Annotated in this window: 10 protein-coding genes; 7 read left to right on the top strand and 3 right to left on the bottom strand. The window is 59.1% G+C overall.

Going from position 1 to position 12,089, the window contains the following annotated elements; translation table 11 throughout:
- Positions 1–517 precede the first annotated feature (517 nt).
- Positions 518–1,363 (top strand): type II CAAX endopeptidase family protein, encoded by an 846-nt coding sequence (locus VJ369_RS08680; RefSeq protein ID WP_324091683.1) that lies wholly within the window; start codon positions 518–520, stop codon positions 1,361–1,363.
- A 373-nt stretch (positions 1,364–1,736) separates the two neighbouring features.
- On the opposite strand, the gene VJ369_RS08685 is transcribed toward VJ369_RS08680, so the two are convergent.
- Positions 1,737–2,810 (bottom strand): alkene reductase, encoded by a 1,074-nt coding sequence (locus VJ369_RS08685; RefSeq protein WP_324091684.1) that lies wholly within the window; start codon positions 2,808–2,810, stop codon positions 1,737–1,739.
- A 180-nt stretch (positions 2,811–2,990) separates the two neighbouring features.
- Here VJ369_RS08685 and VJ369_RS08690 point away from each other — a divergent pair, with 180 nt between their 5' ends.
- Positions 2,991–4,499 carry an ATP-binding protein gene (locus tag VJ369_RS08690; protein WP_324091685.1) on the top strand — a complete coding sequence of 503 codons (1,509 nt, stop codon included), beginning with the start codon at positions 2,991–2,993 and terminating at the stop codon, positions 4,497–4,499.
- A 379-nt stretch (positions 4,500–4,878) separates the two neighbouring features.
- Here the strand turns inward: VJ369_RS08690 and VJ369_RS08695 are convergent, their stop codons facing one another.
- Together VJ369_RS08695 and VJ369_RS08700 are read right to left on the bottom strand one after the other, a co-directional pair.
- Entirely contained in the window at positions 4,879–5,979 is a 1,101-nt protein-coding gene (locus VJ369_RS08695) for a zinc-binding dehydrogenase (RefSeq protein WP_324091686.1), read from the bottom strand.
- Between the two features lie 2 nt (positions 5,980–5,981).
- Positions 5,982–7,475 (bottom strand): aldehyde dehydrogenase family protein, encoded by a 1,494-nt coding sequence (locus VJ369_RS08700; protein WP_324091687.1) that lies wholly within the window; start codon positions 7,473–7,475, stop codon positions 5,982–5,984.
- A gap of 94 nt (positions 7,476–7,569) precedes the next feature.
- Between VJ369_RS08700 and VJ369_RS08705 the strand changes: the two genes are divergently transcribed.
- The 5 genes from VJ369_RS08705 (at position 7,570) to VJ369_RS08725 (ending at position 11,978) form a co-directional block, all read left to right on the top strand.
- Positions 7,570–8,484 carry a LysR family transcriptional regulator gene (locus VJ369_RS08705; protein WP_324091688.1) on the top strand — a complete coding sequence of 305 codons (915 nt, stop codon included), beginning with the start codon at positions 7,570–7,572 and terminating at the stop codon, positions 8,482–8,484.
- Between the two features lie 123 nt (positions 8,485–8,607).
- Positions 8,608–9,576 (top strand): ABC transporter substrate-binding protein, encoded by a 969-nt coding sequence (locus VJ369_RS08710; protein ID WP_324091689.1) that lies wholly within the window; start codon positions 8,608–8,610, stop codon positions 9,574–9,576.
- Positions 9,573–10,403: an ABC transporter permease gene (locus VJ369_RS08715; RefSeq protein ID WP_324091690.1), complete on the top strand. Its 831-nt coding sequence runs from the start codon at positions 9,573–9,575 to the stop codon at positions 10,401–10,403. The genes VJ369_RS08710 and VJ369_RS08715 overlap by 4 nt, the downstream gene beginning before the upstream one ends.
- Position 10,404: 1 nt before the next feature.
- Complete coding sequence (locus tag VJ369_RS08720; RefSeq protein ID WP_324091691.1) at positions 10,405–11,181, top strand: ABC transporter permease; 777 nt, start codon at positions 10,405–10,407, stop codon at positions 11,179–11,181.
- Positions 11,182–11,189: 8 nt separating this feature from the next.
- The gene (locus VJ369_RS08725) at positions 11,190–11,978 is read left to right on the top strand and encodes an ABC transporter ATP-binding protein (protein WP_324091692.1); all 789 of its coding nucleotides are present in this window, start codon (positions 11,190–11,192) and stop codon (positions 11,976–11,978) included.
- Positions 11,979–12,089 lie beyond the last annotated feature (111 nt).

Genomic DNA, 12,089 nt, shown 5'->3' on the forward strand with positions numbered 1-12,089 from the left:
GATGCGAAGAACGCGATCAGTAATGTGCAGCGTGATGTTTTTGATTCTACGGTTGCGGCGTTTGAAGCGCATATCGGTTCACGGGTGTTTGATTACAAGATCTGACTGGCTGGCGACCGTTTTTGAAAAATCAGAGCCATACTGCCATCAATTATCCATTAGATTTTTCACTTTTCTTCGAATGTTGATTTAGTTTGCTGATTCCCCCACAAATTCACAGGACTTTCATAAAGACAATTTCCGGCGGTGAAAAATCGGCTGCGCTTGGAGGGTGAGCAGTAATAGATCTGCGGTATGGATTGCCCGCTTCGAAGACCACGCCATCTGCCGTTGCGATTCGCAGATCTCACCGAGGCACTATTTCGCCGAATATTTCCGCGCCCGCAAATTGACCTTTTGCGGGACGGCTCAACGTCACCGGCCGCCGAATTACCTACTGCTGAGGTAGCCCCCGCCGATTGTGACGAATTGGCTACCCTTGATTATCATGCTCGTCTAACAGAGGCAAACGTCATCGATGACACGACCTAAACCGAAAACCGCACAAGACCAAGTGATGCCGCTACCGCTCTGGTCGGTTCCGATGCGCATTGCCGTCGTCATCGGCGTCATGGTTGGTGCACTATTGCTCGCGGTGGCATTGAGCAACGCGGCCGATCCGACCGCACACGGCACCCTTGTGGCAAGGATCTTGAGCGGTGTCGTTATATCTACGCTCGTGATCGCCGTCATTGCAATCCTCGGGCGCTGGACCGGGCAGCATTCACTCAGGGCTGCCGGCTTCACCACAGCCTCCGGTGACGTGCAGGCGTTCTGCCTGGGCATCGCTGCGTGGACCGTGCCCGCGGCCGCCGCATTTTTCGTTCTCGCACTCTTTGGCAGTCCGTTGCAGATCACAGCGCCAGCCACCGAATTCTGGCTTGTGTTTGGCCTGCTTTTGCCCGCGGTGCTGTTGGCTGAGGCGATTCCCGAAGAACTCGTGTTCCGCGGCTACGTGTCCGCGGTTCTTGCTGAGCGGCTCGCACCGTGGCGGGTTATCGGTGTGCAGTCCGCGCTCTTCGTTGCTGCCGCGATCCTGCTCCGCGGCGAGGCCAACCTGCTGGACGTATCCCTGTTCGCAGCCATGGGATTCGTCCTGGGCTACGTTCGACTGGTCACTGGCAGCGTGTGGACCGCTGTCGGCATCCACGTGGCCTTCCAGACCGCTTCCCAGCTCGTCTTCACCCACAGAGTCATCGAGTTCGGCGGCTCACCGGAACTCGCCATGTTCGCTCTCGGTGCGGTGCCGTTCACGGCAGCCGCCATCTTGCTCCCGCTTCTTGTCGCGTGGAAGACCCCTCCTACCAATAACCTCAAGGTTTGACCCCGGGATAAGATTCCCCTCGGGATTCAATTAGCCGCCCGTCAGGATTTCTCGTTTGAGTCCCAGGGAATAAGACCTGGCCTTGGGGTAGCTGCAGGTTCTGCTATGGCGGTGAGAACCGGACGCAACTAGGAGGCAGATTCTGAATCATTTGGACAAGTTGTCCCAGATGCATGCGGCAATGGTGTTGATTCTCCGCCTGCCCCTCACCGGCACATTGCACGAGTGCGCGTTAGCGGTTTCACCGTCAAGGAATCAACCACCGCTGAGCAAGATTCAGGCTCTTATCCAGCCAAGAATCAGCACCGCTTTCTACTGATGTCTCCGAGCGGAAAGCGGCGCGTGATCTACTGAGTTCGAACAGGCTCAAGAGCTAGTTCGCCCAGAATGGGTAGTCGGTGTAGCCCTGCGGCCCTTCGGTGTAGAAGGTAGCCGCATCCGGTTCGTTCAGCGGCAGCTCATCACGCCAGCGGCGTACCAAATCCGGGTTAGCGATGGCCGGGCGTCCGACGACTACCGCTTCTCCCCAGCCTTCGGCGGCCACGCGCGCAGCTTCCTGATAGGTGGTGATCTCGCCGAAGCCGGTATTCAAAAGAACCGGCCCGCCAAATGCCTTGCGCAGCCCCTGAACCAGCTCGCCCGCTGGATCATGGTGCAAGATGCTCAAGGCAGCCAAACCCAGTGGTGCCACGCCTTCCAGCAATGCGCTGTAGGTAGCGGTGACATCCTCACGGTCGCTTTCAATAGCACTCTGGATATTGTGCTCCGGTGAAATGCGCAGCCCGGTCTTGCCGGCACCGATGGCGTTGGCAACGGCGGTCACCATCTCGATGACAAAACGGGCGCGGTTCTCAGGTGAGCCACCGTACAGATCGGTGCGGGTGTTGGAGGTTGGTGCCAGGAATTCGTGCAGCAGGTATCCGTTGGCGCCGTGAAGCTCCACCCCGTCAAAGCCAGCAGCAATGGCGTTGCGTGAAGCGGTGACAAATTCCTCGATAATGCGTGGCAGCTCTTCGCTGGCCAAGGCATGCGGGACCGGGTAGTCGTACTTGCCGGTGTAGGTGCGGGACTGGCCTTCTACGGCGATAGCACTCGGTGCCTCGACGTACTCAACTCCGGTGGTCTCCGGGTGGGTCACGCGTCCTGCGTGCATCACCTGGGCCACGATGAGGCCGCCTTCGGCGTGCACCGCATCGGTGACTTTTTTCCACCCGGCAACCTGTTCGGCGGTGACCAGGCCTGGCTGGCGCACAAAGCCCTGGCCGGCAGCCGATGGATAGACGCCCTCGCTGACAATCAGCCCAAGGGACGCGCGCTGGCGGTAGTACTCCACCACATCGGTGTTGGGCACGCCGTCCTTGCCCGAGCGGGAGCGGGTCAGCGGTGCCATGACCAGACGGTTGGACAGCTTGAGGTCGCCAAGGGCGAGCGGGGAAAACAGATCCATGGGGCGGGACTCCTGAAGTGGAAATTGTAGTTGCCTCGTGCAACATGCAGGCGGCGAACTCTATTCCAGCTCGGTGCCCCAGGTGAGATGGATTACGTGCACAACAGGTCACTCGCCACCCTGGTTCGGGACCTCGCACGCTACAGCTCCCGTGGCCTTCGCCACTGGTAGTCTCGGTTCATGGATGAAGAATTGCGCGGTTTCCTGAAGTCTTTCGCTCGCTTGGCACAACTTGCCGAGCAAGATCAGCAGCAGCCCAAAGGCAAACTTCTGGCACCGGTGCTGGCAGAACATCTGGAAATAGACCCCGGCACTGTACCGCTGGTTGTTGAGAAATTCGCTTCCCACCGTTTGGCAGATGCAAACATTGTCTTGGAGCGGTTGATTTCAGGTGACCCGCAGGCCAGGATCATCGGTTTGGCGGGCCAGGATCGGCACCATTTTGATCTGGGTGATCTCGTTGGTGTGCAAGGTGACTTCGGCGTCCTTGGTGAGCCTTCCTACACCACCTTGGCGGTGGGCCCGGGACAGCAGCAACGATTTCTCTCCTTTGGCATTCACTTATTCAGCACAGAGCAGATACCCATGGTCATTCTGCTGCGCCAGGCAAACCCGGAATACGGCAAACCCGAAGCGAGCCTGGAAGTGCTGTGCACCGAAGAGAAGCTTGTCGATTCCTTCCTTGCGAACTTCCGCGAGCAGCTGCACACCACCAGCATCTACCGCGGCCAAGTCATTTCCTTCAAGTCCAGCGAATACTCCGAATCCAATGCCGGCATCACCTTCCACCAGCGTGAAGAAATTAGCGCAGAGCAGCTGATCTTGCCTACCGGTCTGCGAGAACGAATCGAAGAGCAGGTGCTGGGCATCGGAATCCACCGCGATGCCCTCTTGGCCCACGGCGCCCATCTCAAACGCGGGGTGCTGCTTTATGGCCCGCCGGGGACGGGCAAGACCCACACGGTTCGATATCTGGCTTCGGCGGCTACCGATCATACGGTCATCTTGCTCAACGGCAATACCCTGTCCTTGGTTTCGCAGGCCTCGGCCATGGCCCGTGCGCTGCAGCCGTCCATCGTGGTGCTCGAGGATTGCGATCTGGTTGCCGAAGACCGCAGCTTTGGCCATGGTCCACAGCCTTTGCTCTTTGAGGTCCTGGATTCCATGGACGGTCTGGATTCTGATGCAGACGTGTCGTTTGTGCTGACCACCAACCGCGTGGAATCCCTGGAACAGGCTCTGGTCCAGCGTCCGGGACGTATCGATCTGGCCGTCCAGATACCCCGGCCCGATTTTGACGGGCGCAAGGCGCTGCTTCGGCTCTACGGTTCAAAACTGGAGTTGCCTGAGGAAACGGTGGACTCCGTGGCTCAGCTGACCGGCGGCACGACCGCGTCGTTCACCCGCGAGGTAATCCGCCGGGCCATCCTGACCGCGTCCATCGCTGGCGTGCCAGTCACCGAGCGGCATGTGCGCGTCTCAGCCGCGGAGCTCATGGATGATTCGGCGGCACTGACCCGCAACTTCCTCGGCGGCACCGAGGACCCAGACCTGGACAGCGGGGAACCGGACGAGGAAAGCTATGGATCCTTTGGCTGGTCACCGCTGCCTGAGACGAGGAGTTTCGGATTTGTCACCGATACCGAATCGCGTTCTGGTGAAGAGACACCGGAAGCGAAAGACGACTAGGGCGTGTCTCGTTATCCTCTAGGAATGGCCTTGCAACGACGGAGAGGTGAATCCTCGATATCGGTTGATGACCGCTACCGTGCCGAGATCGCTTGGCATGATCTTCCCGAGCACTACGGGGCCATGGGACACCACCTTTGGGGTGCTGCTTTCCCACGCAGACTCTCATGGGTCGATTGCTTGGGAGGAAGCCGGTGGGCTCCGCGATTACTCGCGCCCAGCTGACAAGGTGCCAAGTCTAGGGATGCTGGTTCTTCGGTTAAATGCGACACAGTTGCAACTCCAGAAATATCAGGAGTTGCAACTGTTGGTACTCGCCCTTAATCCAGCGGAGGGATATGGGACCTGTGCTTTGCCACGCACGGCGTAGCGGGAGCGCCTAGTTGTATTGAATGACCGCGCGCACGACATCGCCCTGATCGAGTTGGCTGTAGCCTTTGCGGATGTCAGCAAGGCTAAAGCGATGGGTGATCAGTTCATCGAGCTTGTACTTGCCCTGCCGGTACAGCGCGAGAATCGTCGGGATGTCGCGTCGCAACGAGGAAGAACCCATCACGGTGCCACGCACGGTTATGTCATTCATGACCAGTTGGTTGATCGGCAAATCCAAGCGGAACGAGGCTGGATTGCCCAGAGCCGCAAGTACCAGCCTTCCGCCCTGGTCGAGGATGGATACCGCCTGAGCTGCCAGCGCGGCGACCGGAACAGTCAAGATCACCACGGTTGGTTTGCGGCCGTGGCTCGCCTTATGTATGTATTCACTAGCCTCACCCAATGAAGCGAAAGCGGCATCAGCACCGAATTCGCGGGCCAGCGCCAACTTGTTGGGCGAGAGGTCCACTGCCACGACAGTTGAGGCTCCAGCGACCTTGGCACCCTGCACTGCGTTGGTGCCTACACCGCCCATGCCAACTACCACCACATGGTCGCCTGGCTGCACCTTGCCAGCGTGTACCGCTGCGCCGAAGCCTGTGGGAATCGCGCAGCCCAGCAGGGCCGCCACATCCATGGAGATGTCCTTGTCGATGACGACGCAGGCCGTGGCCTTCACGATGGCGTGCTCGGCGAAGGTGCCAATCAGGCTCTGCGCGTTGAGGGCGACCCCGTCCTGCGAGAAGCGCGGGTTCGGGTCGCCGGCCTTGACCTGGTCGATTTCCGTGCACAGATGCGCCTTGCCGTCCACACAGTAGCGGCACAAGCCGCAACTTGGCCGGAAGGTGAAAACCAGGTGGTCGCCGGGCTTGATGTGGGAGACCCCTTCACCCACGGAAACAGCCACGCCAGCACCTTCATGGCCGCCGACCAGTGGGAACTGCGCGGGCAATTCACCGTGCCGGATGTGCTCGTCGGTATGGCACAGACCGGCTGCGCCCATGCGAACCAAGATCTCGCCGGGGCGGATATCTGTCTCCCGCAATTCAACTTCGCGGATATCCCACTCGGCGTCAACGCCGTCGATTACTGCTGCTTGCACTTTCATTTCTAGTCCAATCCAATCCAGGTTGCCTTGACTTCGGTATAGGCTTCCAAAGCTTCCGCACCCATTTCACGGCCCCAGCCCGAGGCGCGCATGCCGCCCCATGGTGCTGCCGGGTCCAGGCCCGAAACAGTATTCACACGCACCGCACCCGCGGATATTCGTGCCGCCAAGCGGTGGCCGCGCGCCAAATTTTCAGTCCAGACAGAAGCTGAGAGCCCGTATTCTGAATCGTTGACTCGTGCGATGACCTCGTCTTCATCCGTGTAGGTCATAATGGGCATCACCGGACCGAAGATCTCGTCACGGGCTACTGCCATCTGTTCAGTCACTCCGGTGAGCAGTGTCGGCGGGTAGAAGCTACCGGCTGCAAAGTCGCCGCCCATGCGGCTGCCACCCAGTACTGCGCTCGCCCCTTCCCGCAGCGCCGACTGGACCATTTCGTCCACGCGTTCCATGTGCTCAAAACTGTTCAACGGGCCCATCTGGATGCCTTCATCCAAGCCATTGCCTACGCTGATGCTGCCCAACTGCTCCTGGGCCCGGGCGATGAACTCGTCGGCGATGGATTCGTGGACATAGAAACGGGAGAGCGCACCGCACACCTGGCCGGAGTTGTTGGTGACATTAGCGATGTTCTTGGCGATGATCTTGTCCAAGTCGGCATCTTCGCAGACGATCGAAGCGGCCTTGCCGCCCAATTCCAGCGAAAGGCGTTTGAGATTTCCGGAAGAAGCGCGAACAATTTCGCGTCCCACGGCGGTCGAACCGGTGAAGGAGACCTTGTCAATGCCGGAATGCTCGGTGATCAGCCGCCCGGTTGCGCCGGCTCCGGTGACGACGTTCAGCACCCCCTGCGGCAGGCCTGCTTCTTCCATGATTTCGGCCAGGCGCAAGGTGGTCAATGACGTCTGTTCAGCTGGCTTGAGCACCACGGTGTTTCCCGTGGCCAGTGCCGGTGCCAGTTTCCAAGCTGCAATCAGCAGAGGGAAATTCCATGGCGTGATAAGTCCGCAGACCCCGACTGGCACCCGCTGGGTGTACAGCATGGCGTCCCGGCGGGACACCGAAGGGACTCTGCCGTCGAGCTTGGTGCACCATCCGGCAAAGTAGCGGAAATGCTCGGCCGCTCCGGCCACCGACATGCCCGCCGAAACGCGCAAGGGCTGTCCCTGATCGAGAGTTTCCAGGCGCGATAGCTCGGCGGCGTTGGCTTCGATGCCGTCGGCGATGGCCCATAGCAGGCGTGCACGTTCGTTGGGAAGCATTTGGCCCCAGGCAGGCGTATCCAAAGCTCGGCGGGCGGCACCTACCGCGGCATCGACTTCGGCAGCGGTGGCTTCACCCAAGTTCCCCAGATGTTCGCCGTTCGCGGGATTGATTGCTTCGTGGGCACTACCGGAAATTGGTTCGCGCCATTGTCCGTCAATGAGGAAATTGCTCAATCCGCCGAGGACGAGTCCTCGGTCAGTTTGGCTGGATTGCTCTACTAGGTTCACGCTGCGCTCCTTGAAATTGATACTGAGAAGAGCATCCCAAGGTCACGTCCATATATCCAATACTAAAAATGGGTGCACGATATAGGATAAAAATATGGATACTCGTTTACTTCGATACTTTCTGGCAATTGTCGAGGAAGGCTCCATTTCGCGTGCCGCCTCTCGCCTGCATATGACCCAGCCGCCATTGAGTGCAGCTCTGGCCCAGCTTGAACGTGATTTATCGGTTTCGCTGGTCACACGCAATGCGCGCGGAATCATTCCGACCAAAGCCGGCCAGGAGCTAACGCGTTATGCCAATGAACTGCTGGGCTCGATGGACGATGAGCGCCATCGCCTGCAGCTGATTGAGGCCGGAGGAATCGGAGACCTGCGCCTGGCCGTGGTCTCCCCCTTCCTTTGGGGGCGCATGCCGCGCCTGCTTGAGAGCTTTGCCGAAGCCGCCCCGCAAGTGGATGTTACCGTCACCTCGCCGGCACCGCTTGAGGTGCTCGACGCAGTGCGCACTGGAAAGGCTGACCTAGGCGTCATCTCGGTGACTTCAGTGGATGATCTCAGCGAGCGATGGGGCCATCACTTGCACGTCCACCGGGTGGGGTCCTTTCCGCTGATCGCCGCACTGCCCTCTGGCTACAGTGCTGCCCAGGGGCCTTTCGACCTCACCGATCTGGATGGCGCGACTTGGTTCATGGTGCGCGCGACGCTTGGGGTCGACAGCTTGCCGGAAATCATTACCAATGCTTGGCGTGATCATCGAGTGCGGCCCGGGCGTGTGCGCGTGGTCGAGTCGGTCCCCACCGCGGTGCCCTTGATTGCCGCAGGCCTTGGCGTCTCATTAGTGCCCGAGCCGGTACGCACCATGCCTGGCGGCGGTGTCGTTCTGCGCGAGTTGAAGCAGGAGCTTCCACAGCTGCAATCGGCGCTCATCTACAGCCGGCGTGTTGAATTCACTGCCGTGATGAAGCTTTTCCTGGAGCTGGCCTTAGAGACGGGAGATACAAGGGTATAGGCAAAACCAATAGGGTTGGCAGGTTTTTCCAACTTGTCGTATATGCCAGGCACTGGGATCGTTATGTTGAATGAGTCACACCGTTTAGGGTGATGGAGCACTTTTCTAACGAAGGATCCAGATATGAAGCGTCGATCATTGCTAGGCCTGATGCTGGCGGCCCCACTTTTGGCGGCTTGCAGTGCACAAGGCAATCAGCCAGCGGGAACAGGCGGCTCCGGAACTGCTGCCGGCCTGCTGACCGTAGGCATGATTCCGGTAGCTCATTTCGCTCCGGTTTATATTGCCCAGCAAGAGGGCCTTTTCAAAGCCGAAGGTTTGGAAGTGAAGACCCAAGTGATCCAGAACGCTGCCTCTATCGTTCCCTCGGTGATCAACGGCCAGCTGTCCTTCGGGACCTCGGCCGGCACCCCGTTCATTAACGCGGTAGCCAAGAACCTGCCAGTGCGAGCGGTGGCTCCTGCGGGTGCGAATCCGGGTACGCCCAAGGAAGATACCATCGGGCTGGTGGTACGGGCCGACGGACCCAAGACGCTGCAGGATCTGCCAGGCAAAACCATGGCCATCAATGCCCAGGGCGCGCAGCCTCACATCGCCGCAGCAAAGGTGCTGATGGATGCAGGAATCGATCCGAAGAGCGTGAACTTCGTGGCAATGCCAATGGCCGATGCACTGGCTGCACTCAAGCAAGGCCGCATCGACGCGGCCGGACTGGCCGAACCATTTGTCACCATTGCCCAGAACCAAGGCGACAAAGTTCTCTCGGCGCTTTACTCACTAGCGTTCAAGGGGACCGGGATGGAATCGGTATATTTCAGCTCCAATAATCTCGTGGAGAGCAATCGCCCTGAAGTCGAAGCCTTCCAGCGTGCGATGATCAAGGCCAACGAACTGGCAAATGCAGATTCTCAGCTGCTGCAATCGATTCTCGTGTCCAAGCTGGAAATGGACAAGGACCTGGCCGCAAAGATGGTCATCCCGACCTTTGGCACCGATATGGATCCATCGACTTTGGTAGAAATCTCGAAGGTCATGGTTGAAACCGGCTTCCTCAACCAGGAGCAGCCGGGCGACAAATTGGTGATGTCATGAGTGCCGGCACATGGGGAATGGCTCTCGGCAAAGCGGTCAAAACCCGTCAGCGCCGGCTGCGCATGAACCACTCCCTGCTGGGACTGGGAACCGTCCTGTTTGCCTTGCTGCTCTGGGAATTCGCTGCCAAAACCGGGATTCTTCCGGCAGTTGCGTTCCCTCCGGCAAGCGCGGTGCTCGCAGCACTCGGACAGCTCGTGATCGGCACCGGATTCTGGATGGCATTGGGCGCAACCTTATCCGGCGCAGGGGTGGGTCTGCTGATTGTCGTTGCCCTGGCCTTGCCGTTGGGACTGGCTATCGGACGGCTGCAGGCAGTCGCCAAATCAACCACCTTGGTGATTGAGTTCCTCAAGCCTATTCCGCCAGTAGCCTTGCTGCCGTTGGCGCTATTGTTCTGGGGCCCATCGCCGACCATGAAGATCTTCCTGGTGGTGATGGGCGCTCTCTGGCCACTGCTGGTCCAAGTGATCTACGGTGCCCGTGGCGTGGAGAAGACGCAGCTGGACCTCTCTCGTTCCTATCGTCTCGGCTGGGTGCGCACGGTGCGCCATATTCTGTTGCCGACCTTGCTGCCGCATGCTCTGGTAGGACTGCGTGTTTCTGCCAGCATCGCGATTGTCGTAGCGGTCGTGGCAGAGCTGATCGGCGGTGCCCCGGGATTGGGGCAAGATATCGCCTTGGCGCAGAACTCGGCGGATCTGCCAAAGATGTACGCACTGATCATGGCCACTGGCCTTCTTGGACTGGCCATTAACGGCCTGTTCAGCTTGATCAGCAAGCCCTTGTTGTTCTGGCACCCATCGGTGCGGACGAAGGAGAACTGAGATGAAAGTATTGCTTCGGGACACCGGATTGATGTTGTGGTTGCCAATTGCCATTCTGGCACTTTGGTGGTTTGGTTCAGCTGGTTCACAAAATGTGTATTCCCCGCCGCTGGAAACGATTTTGCAGGTATTTGCCCGGGATTGGCTGGGCGAACGGTTCATCACCGATGCGTTGCCGAGCATCGGAAAATTCATCGCCGGCTTCCTGCTCGCTGGTTTGGGCGGAATCCTGCTGGGTCTGATGATCGGCATGTCCAGATGGCTCGGCGCCGCGTTGGATCCCTTGATCCAGTTCTTCCGGGCTATTCCGCCACCGGCACTTCTCCCGGTTGCGCTGTTGCTCTTCGGCATCGGAACCACTATGAACATTGCGGTCATTGTGGCTGGGTCCATTTGGCCAGTGCTGCTGAACACCATTGACGGTGTTCGTGCGCTGGATCCGCAGGTCGTGGACATGACTCGTTCTTACCGCCTGTCCAGAACCCAACGGATTTTCAAGGTCCTGCTTCCGGCCGCTGCGCCGCAGATCTTTGCTGGTCTGCGAGTGACCCTGCAGCTGGCGATCATCCTCATAGTCGTCTCAGAGATGTTTGCCTCGACTGCCGGCATTGGTTTCTACGTTTTGAATTCGCAGCAGTTCTTCGCTGTTCCAGAAACCTGGGCAGGAACCATCGTGCTGGGCCTGCTCGGCTACGTTGCAACTGCCATCTTCGTCCTTATTGAACGTCGCGTCATCTCCTGGCATCACGGGATGTATGCCGCAAGCGAGAAAGCCTGAGAAGCATCATGACTAATCAAACTTCAGTTGAAACGCTGCTGAGCGTTGAAGACCTGCGTAAGAGCTACGGCGAGGTGGCCATCTTGGATGGCATCAACTTCGAGGTCAATCGAGGCGAATTCGTTTGCATCGTCGGCCCTTCGGGCTCGGGCAAGACCACGTTGCTGCGAAGCATTGCAGGGTTGCAGCCGCCAACCAGCGGCAAGACCGTCTTCGAAGGGCAGGTAGTGACCGAGCCACCGGCGAAGCTTGCAGTGGTTTTCCAGGACTACTCCCGCTCGCTCTTGCCGTGGATGAGCGTGGCCGATAACGTCGCACTCCCGCTCAAAGGACAAGGCGGCAAACGAGAGATCTCGGCCCGGGTCGAGCAGGCCTTGATATCGGTGGGACTGGCGGGCAAGGGCAAGCTGTATCCATGGCAGATGTCCGGTGGAATGCAGCAGCGTGCTGCCATCGCCCGCGGATTGGCTTACAACCCCGACGTGCTCTTAATGGATGAACCTTTTGCAGCAGTCGATGCCCAAACGCGCATTGAGCTGGAAGACCTGGTGCTGCGCTTGCGCGATGAGTACAACACGACGGTGCTCTTCGTTACCCACGATATCGACGAAGCAGTCTACTTGGCCGATCGCGTGCTGGTGCTCTCCGGGGCGCCAACGAGGGTGACCGAGAATATTCGAACGGAGCTTCCGAATCCTCGAAACCAGCTGGAGACCAAACGGTTGGAGCGTTACGGAGAGGTCCGCGAGCAGGTGTTCACCCTGATCCAGAACGCCAAGTCGCACGCCTCGATCTAGAACGGTTCTTGCGCGCTAGGCCTCTGACGGCTTTCGCTTTATCCGCAAGAAACTCGAATCTCGTTGGACAGTCATAGCTATGGCCGGGAATCACGGTTCGTGATTCCCGGC

It is taken from the genome of Glutamicibacter sp. (genome assembly GCF_035257265.1).
Taxonomy (GTDB): domain Bacteria; phylum Actinomycetota; class Actinomycetes; order Actinomycetales; family Micrococcaceae; genus Glutamicibacter.

What these genes read in the sequence shown, in the direction of transcription:
- VJ369_RS08680 (WP_324091683.1), top strand. Translation starts at nt 518, where the DNA reads ATGACACGACCTAAACCGAAAACCGCACAAGACCAAGTGATGCCGCTA.
- VJ369_RS08685 (WP_324091684.1), bottom strand. Translation starts at nt 2,810, where the DNA reads ATGGATCTGTTTTCCCCGCTCGCCCTTGGCGACCTCAAGCTGTCCAAC.
- VJ369_RS08690 (WP_324091685.1), top strand. Translation starts at nt 2,991, where the DNA reads ATGGATGAAGAATTGCGCGGTTTCCTGAAGTCTTTCGCTCGCTTGGCA.
- VJ369_RS08695 (WP_324091686.1), bottom strand. Translation starts at nt 5,979, where the DNA reads ATGAAAGTGCAAGCAGCAGTAATCGACGGCGTTGACGCCGAGTGGGAT.
- VJ369_RS08705 (WP_324091688.1), top strand. Translation starts at nt 7,570, where the DNA reads ATGGATACTCGTTTACTTCGATACTTTCTGGCAATTGTCGAGGAAGGC.
- VJ369_RS08710 (WP_324091689.1), top strand. Translation starts at nt 8,608, where the DNA reads ATGAAGCGTCGATCATTGCTAGGCCTGATGCTGGCGGCCCCACTTTTG.
- VJ369_RS08715 (WP_324091690.1), top strand. Translation starts at nt 9,573, where the DNA reads ATGAGTGCCGGCACATGGGGAATGGCTCTCGGCAAAGCGGTCAAAACC.
- VJ369_RS08720 (WP_324091691.1), top strand. Translation starts at nt 10,405, where the DNA reads ATGAAAGTATTGCTTCGGGACACCGGATTGATGTTGTGGTTGCCAATT.
- VJ369_RS08725 (WP_324091692.1), top strand. Translation starts at nt 11,190, where the DNA reads ATGACTAATCAAACTTCAGTTGAAACGCTGCTGAGCGTTGAAGACCTG.